Below are 14,665 nucleotides of genomic sequence, written 5' to 3' on the forward strand. Positions count from 1 at the left end.
TGTGCGACGGATGTGCCGAAAGCCGGCGCCGCGCCATTGACCCTCGCCTTCCGATTGGCGAAACCAGCTTTCATGACCGACGCAATCGACGCCGCATCCTCAAACGAACCGGGATTCGCTGGCTTCGATCCGGCGCCCGCGCCGCAGCCTGCTTCCGCAGCTGCGCCGACGCCCTATCGCGTGCTTGCCCGCAAGTACCGCCCGGCGCATTTCGGCGACCTGATCGGCCAGGAAGCGATGGTGCGCACGCTGACCAACGCCTTCGCGGCCGGGCGCATCCCGCAGGCCTGGATGCTGACGGGCGTGCGCGGCGTCGGCAAGACCACGACCGCCCGCATCCTGGCGCGCGCGCTCAACTACCAGACGCCCGACGGGCAGGGCGCGCCGACCACGGATCTCAGCGAATTCGGCGTGCATTGCCGCGAGATCATCGAGGGGCGCCATATCGACGTGATGGAGATCGACGCCGCCTCCAACAACGGCGTGGAGAACATCCGCCAGATCAACGACGCCGTGCGCTACGCACCCGTGTCGGCGCGCTACAAGGTCTATATCGTCGACGAGGTGCACATGCTCTCGACCGGCGCCTTCAACGCCTTCCTGAAGACGCTGGAGGAGCCGCCGCCGCACGCGAAGTTCATTTTCGCGACGACCGAGATCCGCAAGGTGCCGATCACGGTGCTGTCGCGCTGCCAGCGTTTCGACCTGCGCCGCGTCGAGGCCGATGTGCTGGTCGAGCATCTCGCCGGCATCTGCAGGGCCGAGGGCGTCGACGCCGAGCAGGAGGCGCTGGCGGCGGTCGCCCGCGCTGCCGAGGGCTCGGTGCGCGACTCGCTCTCCATCCTCGACCAGGCCATCGCCCATGCGGCGGGCCGGATCACGCTGGACGAGATCCGCTCGATGCTCGGCCTCGCCGACCGGGCCCGCGTCATCGATCTGTTCGAATCGGTGATGAAGGGCGACATCGCCGCGGCGCTGGGCGAGCTGCGCGCGCAGTACGACGCCGGCGCCGATCCGGTCGTGGTGCTCAACGATCTCGCCGAGTTCACCCATCTGGTAACGCGCCTCAAGCTCGTGCCCGAGGCGGTGAAGGACAACAGCCTCGCCCAGGCCGAGCGCGTGCGCGGCGGCGATTTCGCCCAGCGTCTCTCGATCCGCGTTCTGGCCCGGACCTGGCAGATGCTGCTCAAGGGCATTGCCGAGGTGAAGCAGGCCGACCGGCCGGTGATGGCCGCCGAGATGGTGCTGGTGCGTCTCGCCCATGCCGCCGATCTGCCGACGCCGGACGAGGCGCTGAAGATGCTGCGCGACGGCATGGGTGCGGTTCCGGCCGGCAATGGCGGCGGCAACGGTGGTGGGATGCCGCGCCCGCCTTCCGGCGGCGGCAGCACCGCGCTCGCCGCCCGGCCGATCCTGGCCAGCGCCAACCCGGCGCCGGTGCCGGTCGCGCGCGTTGCCGCGGCGCCGGCCGCGATCGTCGCCTCGATCGAGGATGTCGTGGCGCTCGCTTCGCAGAACCGCGACATCACGCTGAAGATCGCGCTGGAGCGCGATGTCCGCCCGGTGCGCTTCGAGCCCGGTCGCATCGAATTCTCGCTCGCCGAGGGTGCCTCGCGCACCCTGGCGCAGGACCTTTCGCGTCGCCTCAAGGAGTGGACCGGCCAGACCTGGATGGTCGCGGTCGTCAATGACGAGGGCGGGGCCACGCTGCGCGAGCAGGCGGCGGCGGCGAAGGACCAGCGCGAGAGCGACGCCGCGGCTCACCCTTCCGTCAAGGCGGTGCTGGAGCGCTTTCCCGGCGCACGCATCGTCGATGTCCGGGACCCCCGCGCCATCGCCGCGGCCGAGAATGCCGCGTCGGTGCCGAACGAGGATGAATACCTGCCCGATGCCGAGCCGCTGTTCGACGATGCCGAACCGGATTTCGACGGCATCGATTTCTGACGATACCGAGGAGGATTTCCCATGCGCGACATGATGGGCCTGATGAAGCAGGCGCAGGCGATGCAGCAGAAGATGGCCGACATGCAGGCCGAGCTCGAGACCATCGAGGTCGAGGGCGCGGCCGGCGGCGGCATGGTTACGGTGACGATGACGGCCAAGGGCGCGCTCAAGGGCATCCGGATCGATCCCAGCCTGATGGTGCCCGACGAGCGCGAGATCCTCGAGGACCTGATCGTCGCTGCCGCCGCGGATGCGCGTGGTCGGTCCGAGCGGGTGATGCAGGAGCGCATGGCCGAGGTCACCAAGGGCCTGCCGATCCCGCCTGGCATGAAGCTGTTTTGACGAAGGGCCGTCATGCCCGGGGCTTGACCCGGGCATCTCATGCCACGAGGGCTTTCCGGCCAGAGATGGTCGGGTCCAGCCCGACCATGACGCTTCCGTCGACGAGTTCACATGTCCCGCGCCATCGCCGGTCCCGAGATCGAAAGGCTGATCCAGCTTCTGGCCAAGCTGCCGGGGCTCGGGCCGCGCTCCGCCCGGCGCGCGGCGCTGCATCTCGTCAAGAAGCGCGAACAGCTGCTCGGCCCCCTCGCCGAGGCGATGGCGGTGGCGCGCGAGCGCATCGTCGTCTGCTCGCGCTGCGGCAATGTCGACACCCGCGACCCCTGCGGCCTCTGCACCGATCCACGCCGCGACGACAGCCTGATCGTGGTCGTCGCCGATATCGCCGATCTCTGGGCGCTGGAGCGCTCCGGCGCGGTCTCCGGCCGCTACCATGTGCTGGGCGGCGTGCTCTCGGCGCTTGATGGCGTGCGGCCCGAGCACCTGACCCTCGATGCGCTGGTAGCGCGCGCCTCCGAACCGGCGGTGAAGGAGGTCATCCTCGCACTCAACGCCACGGTCGACGGCCAGACCACGGCGCATTTCATCACCGATCTCCTGACCCATCTCCCGGTCAAGGTGACGAAGCTCGCCCATGGCGTGCCGGTCGGCGGCGAGCTCGACTATCTCGACGACGGCACGCTCGTGGCGGCGATCCGCCAGCGCACCGGGTTCTGAGGCGGCGCCGCTCTTCGTCATTGCGAGCGTAGCGAAGCAATCCAGAGGACCGGGTGAGGCGTTCAGCCCAGTCCTCTGGATTGCTTCGTCGCTTCGCTCCTCGCAATGACGGCGAGTGGCAGCCGTCAGAACTTGTAGGCGATGCTGGCGCGGGCGCTGTGCGTCGACAGCTCCTGGTCGCCGGTCAGGCCCGGGAAGGCGCCGGAGGTCGCGAAGCGGTTGCGGCCGAAATCGGTGTAGCGGTACTCGGCGCCGAGGATGAGGTTGTCGGTAAAGGCGAAGTTGACGCCGGCGCCGATGTTCCAGCCGGTGCGCGCGCTGGTCAGCCGCTCGCCGAAGCCGGCGGGATCGAAGACGCGACGCTCATATTCGGTGAAGGAGGCGCCGCCGGCGGCATAGACCATCAGCCGGTCGAAGGCGTATCCGATGCGGGCGCGCGCCGATCCCTGCCAGTCGCGGCTGATGCGGCCGGCGATGCCGACGCCGTCGAAGCGGCTGCGCTCGCCGACGGCCTCGATGTCGCCCTCGACGCCGAGGACGACGGCGCCGAACTGATAGTTGAAGCCGAGATGGGCGCCACCGAAGGCAGAATCGTCGTCGACGCGGAAGCTCATTGGGAAGAAGGGGCCGGCCGGCGCGCCGATCCGGACCCGGTTGCTGCCCCAGGCGTAGCCGCCCTGCAGGCCCGCATAGACACCCGTCCAGGAATAGAGATCGGGCAGCGCCGGAGCCGGTGGCAGCGCCACGCCGCGCAGATCGGCCGCGCCGGCCGTCCCGCAGAACAGGGCGGCGAACGCCGTCAGGGTGAATCGGAGCTTCGTCATCGGGCTTTTCCAGGAACCGTGATGCGCCGCCGGTACCGGTCGGGCTCGCTCATAACGAAGCATTAAGGTTAACAATCGGCTAAGCGCCGGCCGGGCGGGAACGATTGCGGCGCGGCCGGGTTGCTCGCAAGCTGCGAGGCGCCCGAGCGGCAGGGTGCGGCAGCGGAGACCGAAACGCGACATGGCTTTCCTCAAACGGATCACGGGCGCCGCCGGGCTGGGGGTTGCGCTCGGCTATCTGTCGGGGGTGGTCTCCGGCCATCTCGGACGGCGCCGGAACGAGGCCGCGCGCGGGCGGCTGGCGCGGACGCCGCTGCAGATGACCTGGCTCGGCTGGAAGGACGTGCTGCTGCGCTTCGCCGGCAATGTCGCCGAGAACCGGCTGAGCTCGCTTGCCGGTGCGGTCGCCTTCTTCACTTTGCTCTCGCTGGTGCCGGCGCTGTCGCTTCTGGTCACGCTCTATCGCTATTTCACCGATCCGGCGTCGATCGCAGCCCAGCTCGATGCGATCACCACCATGTTCCCGCAGGCGGCCCGCGAGCTGATCCACGAGCAGGCGGTGCGGCTCGCCACCCAGTCCGGCGCCGGGCTGTCGCTGACCTTCCTGGTCAGCTTCCTGGTCGCGGTCTGGTCGGCGAACGCGGCGGTGAAGGCGCTGTTCGACGCGCTCAACATCATCTATCGCGAGAACGAGAAGCGCAGCTTCCTCAAGCTCAACGCGATTTCGCTGTTCACCACCGCAAGCGGCGTCGTCCTCCTCACCGCGGCGCTCACCGCCATCGCCAGCCTGCCGGTGGTGACCGCGCTGTTTCCGTTCCATTCGGAGCTGGAGCGGTTGATCCGCTGGATTCGCTGGCCCGCCTTCTTCGTCATGGCGACGCTGTCGATAGCGGTTCTCTACTGGATCGGGCCGAGCCGCGAGCGCATGCGCTTCGTCTGGGTGATGCCCGGCGCGGTCGCCGCGGCCCTGCTCTGGGGCGCGGCCTCCTATGCCTTCTCATGGTATGTCAGCACGCTCGGCAACTACACGGCCGCCTATGGCTCGCTCGCCACCGTGGTGGTGTTCATGACCTGGCTCTGGCTGTCGGCGACCGTCGTCCTCGCCGGTGCGGAGCTCAATGCCGAGCTCGAGCACCAGACCGCCCACGACACCACGACCGGCCGGCCGAGGCCGCTCGGCCAGCGCGGCGCCACCATGGCCGACCGCGTCGGCCCGCGGAGGGCCGAATGACGCTCGATCCGCAGGCGACGCGGCAGAACGATCTGCGCAGCGGCGCCGGCCCATGGCATGCCGGGCTGCCGCGTCCGCCGGGCCGCCCGCTCGAGCGCGATCTCCGTTGCGATGTCGCCATCGTCGGCAGCGGCATCACCGGGGCCTTGGTCGCCGAGCATCTGAGCGCGATGGGCCTCGATGTCGTGCTGATCGACCGCGAGCGCGAGGGCTTCGGCAGCACAGCGGCCTCGACGGCGATGCTCCAATGGGAGATCGACCTGCCGCTGCGCCGGCTCGCCGCCCTCTACGGATTCGCCTCTGCCACCGATATCTATCGTTTGAGCGTCGCTGCGGTCGACGGGCTCGCCCAGCTGGTCGCCGCGCTGGCGCTACCCTGTGGCTTCGCCCGTCGCCGGACGGTCTATCTTGCTGCGGGCGAGGCGGGTCCGCGCGAACTGCGCGACGAGGCGGATCTGCGCGAACGGGCCGGGCTGCCCGGCAGCTTCGTCGAGCATGCCGCCCTGCGCGATGCCTTCGGTTTCGACCGACAGGCGGCCATCGTCTCGCCGGGCTCGGCCGAGGCCGATCCCTTGAGCCTGTGCCATGCCTTGCTCGCTGTGGCGGCACAGCGCGGGACCCGCCTGATCCGGGACGAGGCGGTGGGCTTCGACGGCGCCGGCCGGTCGGCCGCGGTCAGCCTCGCCGGCGGCCATGTCGTCGAGGCGTCGCACGTCGTCCTGGCGACGGGCTATGTCATGCCCGACATCGTGCAGGACGATCTCCACCGGGTTTCCTCAAGCTGGGCGATCGCGACGCTGCCGCAGCCGGCCCAGGCGCTCTGGCCGGAGCGGGCGCTCGTCTGGGAGGCCTCGGAGGATTACTGCTACTGCCGGAGCACCGCCGATGGCCGCATCGTCTTCGGCGGCGAGGACGAGGAGGTCGACGACCCGGACCGGCGCGAGGCACTTGCCCTGCAGAAGACGCAGGCGCTGCTGCGCCGGCTCCATGCCTTGGTGCCGCGGGCGGTCCTCGATCTCGGTCGCGCCTGGTCGGGCGCCTTCGGGCAGACGGCGGACGGGCTGCCGCTGATCGGCCGCGTGCCGGGACGGCCGCGCCTTCTCGCCGCCTATGGCTATGGCGGCAACGGCATCACGTTCAGTTTCCTGGCCTCGCGGATGATCGGCAGGCTGGTGAGCGGCGGCGAGGAACGCTGGTTCCGTCATTTCGCGATCGATCGTCCGTGCCCCGGCTGAAGCCGGGTTCATTGCATGGGCGCAATCGCGATTTTGCGGGCAGAATGGAAGACATCCGGCGCATCCGGCCCCATCTAGAGGCGAGACGGCCGATGAGGCCGCTCCTGGAAGGATCATGCCATGTCTGCAATCGCGGAAACGACGGCGCCGGCTCGGCTGGAAGCCCATGATGCGCCCTATCACATCGGCGCGGTGACGCTGCGCGCGAACGATCTCGCGAAGCTCACGGCCTATTATCGCGATGCGATCGGGCTGCAACTCGTCGCCCAGGGTCCGGAAGAGGCGGAACTCGGCATCGCCGGGAAGACGCTGGTCCGCCTGCGCAGCGGCGCGACCCGGCCGAGCTCCGCCGCCGGGCTCTTCCACCTCGCCATTCTGCTGCCGTCGCGGCATGACCTCGCCAACTGGCTGCGGCATGCCGCCGAGGCGCGCGTCCCGCTCGAAGGCGCGTCGGACCATCTCGTCAGCGAGGCGCTCTATCTGTCCGATCCCGAGGGCAACGGCATCGAGATCTACCGCGACCGCGCGCGGGCCGAATGGCCGCGCCGCCCGGATGGCGGCATCGCCATGGCGACGGAGCGGCTCGATCTCGACAAGCTGCTCGGCGAGGCCGCCGACGGCTCCTATGCCGGCATGCCCGAGGGAACCGGCATGGGCCATATCCATCTGCGCGTCGGGGATACGGCGGCCGCCGAGGCCTTCTATCGCGACCTGCTCGGCTTCGACCTGATGGTGCGTTATCCGGGGGCGAGCTTCCTCGCCAGCGGCGGCTATCATCACCACATCGCCGGCAATATCTGGGGTAGCCGCGGCGCCGGGCCGCGCCGGCCGGGCGAGGCCGGTCTCGACCGCTTCGAGCTAGTGGCCCGCGGCGAAGCCGATTTCGCCGCCATGCGCGAGCGCATTCTCGCGGCCGGCGGCAGCGAGAGCGAAGGCATTCCGACCATTGCCGATCCCTGGGGCAACGGCCTGGTGCTGGTGCGCTGATCAGGCCTGCTGCCGGGCCGCAGCGTCATTGCGAGCGCAGCGAAGCAATCCAGGGAGACTGGGTTGAACCACTCACCCGGCCTTCCTGGATTGCTTCGTCGCTAACGCTTCTCGCAATGACGCTGGACTGGTCGGCAGCGCTGTTGTTCACGCTCCGCGCGAGAGCAGGTGGGAGCGGCGGGATCCGCCGCTGTCGGGCTGGAAGCCGCTGGCCTCCCAGAAGGCTGCCGCGCGCGGATCGGCGGCCCGCAGCGAAAGCCGCGGCGCCAGCGCCAGCCCTTGCTGAATCAGGGCGGCGGCGAGGCTGCGGCCGATGCCGGCGCTGCGATGCAGCGGCCGGACATAGACATGCCTGACGCGCAGCAGATCGGGCTCGGGATCGTAGGGGTCGGGCGTCACGGCGCCGATGCCGGCGAGCTCCCCCTGATGAAACGCGGCGAAGACCACGAAGCGGTCGTCGTCGCCGGCATAGCGGCCCGCCAGCCACTCCTCGCGCAGCCCCTCGACGAAGCGATAGCTTTCCGCGCTCGCCTCATGGCGCAGCGCCTCGAAATCGTCCGGCAGGCTTTCCGCCAGCCGGACGATCTGGATGCCCGTTCCGGTCACAGACCCTCGAACAGGGCGCTGGAGATGTAGCGCTCGGCGAAGGAGGGGATGATCACCACGATGGTCTTGCCGGCGTTCTCCGGCCGCGCCCCGACTTCGAGTGCCGCCGCGACGGCCGCGCCGGACGAGATGCCGGCCGGGATGCCCTCGCTCTTGGCGAGCGCGCGCGCCGTCTCGAAGGAGGTCTGGTTGCCGACGGTGACGACTTCGTCGATGACGGACCGGTCGAGCACGCCCGGCACGAAGCCGGCACCGATGCCCTGGATCTTGTGCGGGCCCGCCTGTCCGCCGGAGAGGACGGGCGAATCCTCCGGCTCCACCGCGATCATCTTCACACCCGCCTTGCGGGCCTTCAGCACCTGGCCGACGCCGGTGATCGTGCCGCCGGTGCCGACCCCGGAGACGACGATGTCGACCTGGCCGGCGGTGTCGTTCCAAATCTCCTCCGCCGTCGTCTTGCGGTGGATCTCCGGATTATGCGGGTTCTCGAACTGCTGCGGGATGATCGAGCCCGGGATCTCGTTCCGGAGCTCCTCGGCCTTGGCGACGGCGCCGCGCATGCCGCCGGGGCCGGGCGTCAGCACGAGCTCGGCGCCGAGCAAGGCGAGCATCTTGCGCCGCTCCAGCGACATCGTCTCGGGCATGACCAGGATCAGGCGGTAGCCGCGCGCAGCCGCCACGAAGGCGAGCGCGATGCCGGTGTTGCCGGAGGTCGGCTCGATCAGCGTGCCGCCGGGCTTCAGCGCGCCGGAGGCTTCCAGCGCATCGACCATGTTGACGCCGATGCGGTCCTTCACGCTCGAGATCGGGTTGAAGAACTCGAGCTTGGCAAGAATCGTCGCCTTGACGTCGCGCTCGGCGGGCAGGCGGTTGAGCTTGACCAGCGGAGTGTCGCCGATCGTGTCGGTGATCGAGTTGTAGATGCGCCCGCGACCCGGGGCTTTCGTCGACGTCTGTGCTTCAGCCATGGAATGACTCCTCTGGACGGGCTTTCGGTCGTGAAGCTAGGTCAATTCACAGAGATTGTCGATTAAAGAAATAAATAACATCCCTAAATTGTGAAATCGGCTCCGAGCCCCCTCGTGCCGAACACGGCCTTCGTCTGGGCGCGGCGGCACAGCTCCTCCACTGTGACGTCGTCGAGTGCCGCGAGGAAGGCGGCCGAGGCGGCCTCGACCTCGGGCCCGACCACCTCGTCGACCAGCCGCGATTGCGGCAGCGGCCCGAGGCCGTCCTCGCTGGCCTCCTGCATGGCGGCGCGCGCGATGTCGCCGGCCGTGATCTTGCGGCGCTCGCGCGCGAGCTCGTAGCCGCCGCGCGGGCCGCGCACGCCCTTGAGGATGCCGACCCGCACCAGCGTCTGCAGCAGCGTCTCGAGATGGCGCGGCGGCAGCTCATGACGCGCCGCCAGGAGCTTCGCCGCCACGGGCGAGGGCCGGGCATGCAGCGCGATGTCGACCACGGCCGCGATGGCGAGCAGGCTGCGGCGGGACATCAGCATCATGGCGCGTTTCCTTCCGGCCCGCCGGCGCGGCCGGTCGAACCGTAGCCGCCGGCGCCGCGCTCCGTCTCGTCCAGCAGGTCGGTGGCGACGAGCCGCGCATGGCTGACCGGGGCGATCACGAGTTGGGCGATGCGGTCGCCCCGCTCGATCCCGAACGGCTCCGCCCCGTGATTGATCAGCACGACCGAGACCTCGCCGCGATAATCGCTGTCGACCGTGCCGGGCGCGTTCAGCACGGTGACGCCATGGCGAAGGGCCAGGCCGGAGCGGGGCCGCACCTGGGCCTCGTAGCCGGCGGGCAGCTGCAGCGCGATGCCGGTCGGGACCAGCGCCCGCGCGCCCGGCGCAAGCGCCAGCGGCTCGCCGATCGCGGCGCGCAGGTCGAGCCCGGCCGCTCCTTCGGTCTCGTAGCGCGGCAGCGGCAGGTCGGCCCCGTGGGGCAGGCGCTTGAGGGGAACCGTGACCATCGCCGTTACCCCGCGCGGCCGGCCGGAACCAGCCCCGCGATATGCGCGATCAGCCGGGACGCGACCTCGTCCTTGGGCAGGGTCGGCCAGGTCTCGACGCCGTCGGCCGTGACCAGATGCACGGTGTTGGCGTCGCCTCCCATCACGCCGGTGCCGCCGACATCATTGGCGACGATCAGGTCGCAGCCCTTCTTCGCGAGCTTCGCCCTGGCATAGTCGATGACGTTCTGCGTCTCGGCGGCGAAGCCGACGACCAGCGGCGGGCGGCCGCTCTTGCGATGCGCGACGGTGGCGAGGATGTCGGGGTTCTCCACCAGCGCCAGCGGCGGCAGGGCATTGCCGTCCTTCTTCATCTTGTTGGAGGTGGCGTCGGCGACGCGCCAATCGGCGACCGCGGCGGCGAAGATCGCGATGTCGGCCGGCAGGGAGGTCTCGACCGCGTTGAGCATCTCGCGCGCCGATTCGACATGGATGGTCTCGACGCCGGGCGGGTCGGGCAAGGCGACTGGGCCGCTCACCAGCGTCACCCGCGCCCCGGCGGCGGCGGCCGCTGCGGCGATGGCGTGGCCCTGCTTCCCGGAGGAGCGGTTCGCGATGTAGCGCACCGGGTCGATCGGCTCATGCGTCGGTCCCGAGGTGATCAGTACGTGCCGGCCGGCCAGCGCGCCGTGCGGCACTTGATCGCCACCCGGCAGCCGCCCGAGGAAGCCGATCGCGCGCTGCGCGTTGGGCTTCTCGCCGGCCAGCGCGAGTTCGATCGCCGCCAGGAGCTCCAGCGGCTCGGCCATGCGGCCCGGCCCGCTCTCGCCGCGCTCCGCCATGGCGCCCGTATTGGGGCCGACGACGAGGATGCCGTCCTTTTCGAGCTGCGCCATGTTGCGCCGGGTCGCCGGGTGCTGCCACATCCGCGGATTCATCGCCGGGGCGATCAGCACGCGCTTGTCGGTGGCGAGCAGCGCCGTCGAGGCCAAATCGTCGGCAAGCCCGTTGGCCATCTTGGCGATCAGGTCGGCGGTCGCCGGCGCGACCACGATCAGGTCGGTCGAGCGCGACAGCTGGATATGGCCGATATCGGCTTCGTCGGTCAGCGAGAACAGGTCGGTGAAGCAGCGCTCGCCCGCCAGCGACGAGACCGCGAGCGGTGTGACGAACTGCGCGCCGGCCTTGGTCAGGATGCAGCGCGAGGCGATGCCGCGATCCTTCAGGCGGCGGATCAGCTCGAGCACCTTGTAGGCGGCGATGCCGCCGCCGATGATCAGCAGAACGGAGCGGGAAGCGGACAAGGCGGCTCCTCGGGCAGGTCAGGCGTCGGACTGACCGCTTCCTAGCATCCGCGGCGCGGCGCTGTCATGCGCCGCGCGCCCCGCCGCCTTCCTCAGCTGCGTGGCAGGTCCGGCACCTTGTAGGCCGTGGTCGCCTTGATCCGCTCCATGGCGAAGCGCGAGGTGACGTTCTTGAGCGGGATAGTCTCGATCAGCTTCTTGTAGAAGCCGTCATAGGCGGCCATGTCGGCGACGACCACGCGCAACATGTAGTCGACATCGCCGGCCATCCGGTAGAACTCCATGACTTCCGGCATCGCCGCGACCATCTGCGCGAATTTCTCCAGCCAGGGGCCGGAATGGTCCGCCGTCTCGATCTGCACGAAGACGGTGAGGCCGAGCCCGATCTTCTCGGGCGCCACCAGCGCGACGCGCTTCAGGATCACCCCGGCCTGCTCGAGCTTCTGGATGCGCTTCCAGCAGGGCGTCTGCGAAAGCCCGACGCGGTCGGCGAGCTCCGCGATCGAGATGTTCGCGTCGGCCTGCAGGACGGTGAGGATCTTCCGGTCGATGGCATCCATTCTCTCGATCTCGCTATCTGGAGGCGTTCGTTTCATCAATCGGCCATGAAAGAGATGAATTATCTTTTTCTGGCCGATCTATTGCATCCAGATAGAAAATCCTTTTCTCAATCTGTCAATGGGGACGTGTTCGCCCCTGTTTTCGAGAAGGATTCGATCAATGGATCGCCGCCAGTTCCTGCTTGCCGGTTCGAGCCTTGCGGCGACGGCGTCCTTTGCCGGCCTCGCCCGGGCACAGAGCGTCACCGCCCGCGTCGGCTATATTCCGATCGTCGGCACGGCGCCGTTCTTCGTCGCGGCCGGCGAGGGCTGGCTGAAGCAGGGCGGGATCGAGACCGCCGTCACCGTCTTCGAATCCGGCCCGAACATGATCCAGGCGCTCGCTTCCGGCACGATCGATGTCTATGTCGCCGGCGTCGCGCCGCTCGCCGTCGCACGCTCGCGCGGCGTCGACATCCGCGTCGTCGCCTCGACGGCGGTGGGCGAGAACGTCGTCGTCACCGCGCCCTCGCTGACCAGATACTTCACCGACGGCATCGCCCCTGCCGCCGCCTTCAAGGCGTTCCGCGCCGCGACCGGCAAGCCGGCGCGTCTCGCCACGCAGCCGCCGGGCTCGGTGCCGGATACGGTGCTGGAATACTGGCTCTGGGAGGTCGCCAAGGTCGACAAGGCCGATGTCGCGATCGTGCCGATGGGCATCGACGCGACCCAGCAGGCGATCCTGGCCGGCGCGGTCGATGGCGGCACCGTGCGCGAGCCGGCGCTGACGATCCTCCAGAGCCGCAACCCGCAGATCAAGCTCGTCGCCGGCGGCGAGGAGGTCTTCCCGGGCCAGCCCGGCACGGTCGTCGCCGTCTCGGGCGCCTTCGCCACGAAGAACCCCGACGCGGTCCAGGCCATCGTCGCCGGTCTCGTCAAGGCCGCCGCGCTGATCAAGTCCGATCCCGACAAGGCGGCGCCGCATGTCGCCGCCGCGCTCGGCAAGGGCATCGTCGATCCGGCTCTGATCCGTCAGGCGCTGGTCTCGCCGGCGAGCCGCTTCGAGATCGATCCGCGCAGGATCATCGAGCCGGCCCGCGCCATGCAGGCCTATCAGGTCAAGCTCGGCTCGCTCGACAAGGAAGCGCCCTTCGACGGGCTGTTCGAGACCCGGTATTACGAGCGCGCGGTCAAGGCGGGCGGCTGAGATCGTGGCGAAGCTGCGGGCTCCGGCCCTTGCCCTTCTGGGCCTCGTCGCCTTCCTCCTGCTCTGGGAGACGATGCCTTTCTTCGGATGGGTGAACCCGGCCTTCCTGCCGGGGCCGAGCGCCCTGCCGAAGGCCTTCATGCGGGAACTCTCCTCCGGCGCCTGGCTCGCGGCCGTGCTCGGCTCGCTTCAGCATTATTTCGTCGGCCTGTTCGTCGGTTCCGGCCTCGGCATCGCGCTCGGCGTGCTGGTCGGCATGTCGCGCATCGCCGAGGAGGCGACGGCCTGGGTCGTGCGCGTGCTGCGCCCGATCCCGGGCCTCGCCTGGGTTCCGTTCGCGATCATCTGGTTCGGCGTGACGCCGGGCGCCGCGGTCTTCATCATCGCGGTCGGCGTGTTCTGGATCAGCTTCTTCGCGGCCCAGGGCGCGATCCGCGGCGTCGACCGCGATCTCGTCGAGGTGGCGGATGCCTTCGGTTTCCGCTCGCCCTGGGCGCGGCTGTTCAAGATCCTGCTGCCGGCGGCGATGCCCGGCATCCTCGTCGGCTTCCGCACCGCGCTGGGCCAGGCCTGGATGGCCGTGGTCGCGGCCGAGATCTTCGGCGTCGCCGGTGTCGGCCAGCGCATGATGCAGGCCTCGAGCCTGCTCGCGACCGACATCGTCGTCGTCTACATGCTGACGATGGCGGCGCTCTACGGCCTGCTCGACACCGGCTTCGTCGCCTTCCAGACATGGGTGCTGCGTTGGAAAGCGTGATCGAGATTCGGGGCCTGTCGCTGACCTTCACCCGCGACGGCGAGGAGACCGAGGTGCTGCGCAAGCTCGACCTTTCGGTCGGCCGCGGCGAATTTCTCGCCATCGTCGGCCCCTCCGGCGTCGGCAAGTCGACGCTGCTGCGCGTCATCGCCGGCCTGGCCAGGCCGAGCGGCGGCGAGGTCGTCATCAACGCCAGGGACACGACGCGTCGCCCGGTCGCCCTGGTCTTCCAGGATTCGCGCCTGCTGCCCTGGCGCAAGGTCGTCTCGAATGTCGGCTTCGGCCTCGAAGGCCGCGCCTCGCGTCCCGAGCGGCTGGCGAAGGCTACGGCGATGCTCGATCTCGTCGGTCTCGCCCCGCTGGCCCAGCGCTGGCCGCACCAGCTCTCCGGCGGGCAGCGCCAGCGCGTCTCGCTGGCGCGCGCGCTTGCGGTCGAGCCCGAGATCCTGCTGATGGACGAGCCCTTCTCGGCATTGGACGCGCTGACCCGGGAGACCTTGCAGGACGAACTGATCCGGGTCTGGCAGCGCACCGGCAAGACCGTGCTCTTCGTCACCCACGACATCGACGAGGCAGCCTATCTCGCCGACCGGGTGGTGATCCTCTCCGGCGCGCCCGGCCAGATCATCGCCGAGCACCGCATCGACGCCGCTCGTCCCCGCCGTCGCGGCGCCGCGGCCGAGGCGGAGATCGTCCGGGCGGTCCGCCAGGGCCTCGGCGCCGATATCGTCGCGGCGATCTGATTTTCAGGATCTGCAGCTTCAGCGCCTTTCCGCAATTGTCATGCTCGCCCCTGTGGCGAGCGTCCACACCTTGAGCCCCGGGCTCGGTGAGAGAAGACGTGGATGGTCGGGACAAGCCCGACCATGACGGGAAGCATCTCCATCGGCGGCGACATCATGGCGCGCTGCCAGCCGCGGGCGGATCGCCGAGAATGTGTCGTGCACCCGCCTCACCGCCTTGTCATTGGTATGCGAGGCCGGATTGGGGCATGGGGTCCCAGGGTGCAATGGGCCCCGGAT

The 14,665-nt window shown here is 69.5% G+C and carries 16 protein-coding genes; 9 read left to right on the top strand and 7 right to left on the bottom strand.

Annotated elements, in window-relative coordinates:
• Positions 1–72 precede the first annotated feature (72 nt).
• The 3 genes from B5Y19_RS19415 (at position 73) to recR (ending at position 3,003) form a co-directional block, all read left to right on the top strand.
• Complete coding sequence (locus B5Y19_RS19415; protein WP_055728313.1) at positions 73–1,944, top strand: DNA polymerase III subunit gamma/tau; 1,872 nt, start codon at positions 73–75, stop codon at positions 1,942–1,944.
• 21 nt (positions 1,945–1,965) lie between these two features.
• Positions 1,966–2,286, top strand: a complete 321-nt coding sequence (locus B5Y19_RS19420; protein ID WP_055728314.1) for a YbaB/EbfC family nucleoid-associated protein — start codon at positions 1,966–1,968, stop codon at positions 2,284–2,286.
• Positions 2,287–2,397: 111 nt separating this feature from the next.
• Entirely contained in the window at positions 2,398–3,003 is a 606-nt protein-coding gene (recR, locus tag B5Y19_RS19425) for a recombination mediator RecR (RefSeq protein ID WP_055728315.1), read from the top strand.
• Positions 3,004–3,128: 125 nt separating this feature from the next.
• Here recR and B5Y19_RS19430 read toward each other — a convergent pair whose 3' ends face one another.
• Complete coding sequence (locus B5Y19_RS19430) at positions 3,129–3,827, bottom strand: outer membrane protein (protein WP_055728316.1); 699 nt, start codon at positions 3,825–3,827, stop codon at positions 3,129–3,131.
• Between the two features lie 181 nt (positions 3,828–4,008).
• Between B5Y19_RS19430 and B5Y19_RS19435 the strand changes: the two genes are divergently transcribed.
• From B5Y19_RS19435 to B5Y19_RS19445, 3 genes are all read left to right on the top strand, one after another.
• Positions 4,009–5,058, top strand: coding sequence for a YihY/virulence factor BrkB family protein (locus B5Y19_RS19435; RefSeq protein ID WP_055728317.1), 1,050 nt, complete (start codon positions 4,009–4,011; stop codon positions 5,056–5,058).
• Positions 5,055–6,293, top strand: coding sequence for an NAD(P)/FAD-dependent oxidoreductase (locus B5Y19_RS19440; protein WP_055728318.1), 1,239 nt, complete (start codon positions 5,055–5,057; stop codon positions 6,291–6,293). The genes B5Y19_RS19435 and B5Y19_RS19440 overlap by 4 nt, the downstream gene beginning before the upstream one ends.
• A 120-nt stretch (positions 6,294–6,413) precedes the next feature.
• Positions 6,414–7,280, top strand: coding sequence for a VOC family protein (locus B5Y19_RS19445; RefSeq protein WP_055728319.1), 867 nt, complete (start codon positions 6,414–6,416; stop codon positions 7,278–7,280).
• A 147-nt stretch (positions 7,281–7,427) separates the two neighbouring features.
• Here B5Y19_RS19445 and B5Y19_RS19450 read toward each other — a convergent pair whose 3' ends face one another.
• From B5Y19_RS19450 to B5Y19_RS19475, 6 genes are all read right to left on the bottom strand, one after another.
• Positions 7,428–7,886 carry a GNAT family N-acetyltransferase gene (locus B5Y19_RS19450; RefSeq protein ID WP_055728320.1) on the bottom strand — a complete coding sequence of 153 codons (459 nt, stop codon included), beginning with the start codon at positions 7,884–7,886 and terminating at the stop codon, positions 7,428–7,430.
• Positions 7,883–8,854 carry a cysteine synthase A gene (cysK, locus tag B5Y19_RS19455; RefSeq protein WP_055728321.1) on the bottom strand — a complete coding sequence of 324 codons (972 nt, stop codon included), beginning with the start codon at positions 8,852–8,854 and terminating at the stop codon, positions 7,883–7,885. The genes B5Y19_RS19450 and cysK overlap by 4 nt, the downstream gene beginning before the upstream one ends.
• Before the next feature lie 83 nt (positions 8,855–8,937).
• A complete protein-coding gene (locus B5Y19_RS19460; RefSeq protein ID WP_055728322.1) occupies positions 8,938–9,390 on the bottom strand; it encodes an RrF2 family transcriptional regulator in 453 nt (150 codons plus the stop codon).
• Positions 9,387–9,857 carry a dUTP diphosphatase gene (dut, locus tag B5Y19_RS19465; protein WP_055728323.1) on the bottom strand — a complete coding sequence of 157 codons (471 nt, stop codon included), beginning with the start codon at positions 9,855–9,857 and terminating at the stop codon, positions 9,387–9,389. Before dut ends, B5Y19_RS19460 begins: the two co-directional genes overlap by 4 nt.
• A 5-nt stretch (positions 9,858–9,862) precedes the next feature.
• Complete coding sequence (locus tag B5Y19_RS19470; protein WP_055728324.1) at positions 9,863–11,140, bottom strand: phosphopantothenoylcysteine decarboxylase domain-containing protein; 1,278 nt, start codon at positions 11,138–11,140, stop codon at positions 9,863–9,865.
• Positions 11,141–11,232: 92 nt separating this feature from the next.
• A complete protein-coding gene (locus B5Y19_RS19475) occupies positions 11,233–11,736 on the bottom strand; it encodes an Lrp/AsnC family transcriptional regulator (protein WP_055728325.1) in 504 nt (167 codons plus the stop codon).
• Positions 11,737–11,860: 124 nt separating this feature from the next.
• Between B5Y19_RS19475 and B5Y19_RS19480 the strand changes: the two genes are divergently transcribed.
• The 3 genes from B5Y19_RS19480 to B5Y19_RS19490 all read left to right on the top strand — a co-directional run bounded on the left by B5Y19_RS19480 (position 11,861) and on the right by B5Y19_RS19490 (position 14,386).
• Positions 11,861–12,886, top strand: a complete 1,026-nt coding sequence (locus B5Y19_RS19480) for an ABC transporter substrate-binding protein (protein ID WP_411914163.1) — start codon at positions 11,861–11,863, stop codon at positions 12,884–12,886.
• A gap of 73 nt (positions 12,887–12,959) precedes the next feature.
• The gene (locus B5Y19_RS19485) at positions 12,960–13,643 is read left to right on the top strand and encodes an ABC transporter permease (protein WP_079591981.1); all 684 of its coding nucleotides are present in this window, start codon (positions 12,960–12,962) and stop codon (positions 13,641–13,643) included.
• On the top strand, positions 13,619–14,386 hold the full coding sequence (locus B5Y19_RS19490) for an ABC transporter ATP-binding protein (protein WP_055728327.1): 768 nt from the start codon (positions 13,619–13,621) through the stop codon (positions 14,384–14,386). Before B5Y19_RS19485 ends, B5Y19_RS19490 begins: the two co-directional genes overlap by 25 nt.
• Positions 14,387–14,665 lie beyond the last annotated feature (279 nt).

This window comes from Allobosea thiooxidans, from assembly GCF_900168195.1.
GTDB classification, from domain to species: domain Bacteria; phylum Pseudomonadota; class Alphaproteobacteria; order Rhizobiales; family Beijerinckiaceae; genus Allobosea; species Allobosea thiooxidans.

What these genes read in the sequence shown, in the direction of transcription:
- B5Y19_RS19490 (WP_055728327.1), top strand. Translation starts at nt 13,619, where the DNA reads ATGGGTGCTGCGTTGGAAAGCGTGATCGAGATTCGGGGCCTGTCGCTG.
- B5Y19_RS19415 (WP_055728313.1), top strand. Translation starts at nt 73, where the DNA reads ATGACCGACGCAATCGACGCCGCATCCTCAAACGAACCGGGATTCGCT.
- B5Y19_RS19445 (WP_055728319.1), top strand. Translation starts at nt 6,414, where the DNA reads ATGTCTGCAATCGCGGAAACGACGGCGCCGGCTCGGCTGGAAGCCCAT.
- B5Y19_RS19480 (WP_411914163.1), top strand. Translation starts at nt 11,861, where the DNA reads ATGGATCGCCGCCAGTTCCTGCTTGCCGGTTCGAGCCTTGCGGCGACG.
- B5Y19_RS19430 (WP_055728316.1), bottom strand. Translation starts at nt 3,827, where the DNA reads ATGACGAAGCTCCGATTCACCCTGACGGCGTTCGCCGCCCTGTTCTGC.
- B5Y19_RS19440 (WP_055728318.1), top strand. Translation starts at nt 5,055, where the DNA reads ATGACGCTCGATCCGCAGGCGACGCGGCAGAACGATCTGCGCAGCGGC.
- B5Y19_RS19475 (WP_055728325.1), bottom strand. Translation starts at nt 11,736, where the DNA reads ATGAAACGAACGCCTCCAGATAGCGAGATCGAGAGAATGGATGCCATC.
- B5Y19_RS19420 (WP_055728314.1), top strand. Translation starts at nt 1,966, where the DNA reads ATGCGCGACATGATGGGCCTGATGAAGCAGGCGCAGGCGATGCAGCAG.
- recR (WP_055728315.1), top strand. Translation starts at nt 2,398, where the DNA reads ATGTCCCGCGCCATCGCCGGTCCCGAGATCGAAAGGCTGATCCAGCTT.
- cysK (WP_055728321.1), bottom strand. Translation starts at nt 8,854, where the DNA reads ATGGCTGAAGCACAGACGTCGACGAAAGCCCCGGGTCGCGGGCGCATC.
- dut (WP_055728323.1), bottom strand. Translation starts at nt 9,857, where the DNA reads ATGGTCACGGTTCCCCTCAAGCGCCTGCCCCACGGGGCCGACCTGCCG.
- B5Y19_RS19485 (WP_079591981.1), top strand. Translation starts at nt 12,960, where the DNA reads ATGCCTTTCTTCGGATGGGTGAACCCGGCCTTCCTGCCGGGGCCGAGC.
- B5Y19_RS19435 (WP_055728317.1), top strand. Translation starts at nt 4,009, where the DNA reads ATGGCTTTCCTCAAACGGATCACGGGCGCCGCCGGGCTGGGGGTTGCG.
- B5Y19_RS19460 (WP_055728322.1), bottom strand. Translation starts at nt 9,390, where the DNA reads ATGATGCTGATGTCCCGCCGCAGCCTGCTCGCCATCGCGGCCGTGGTC.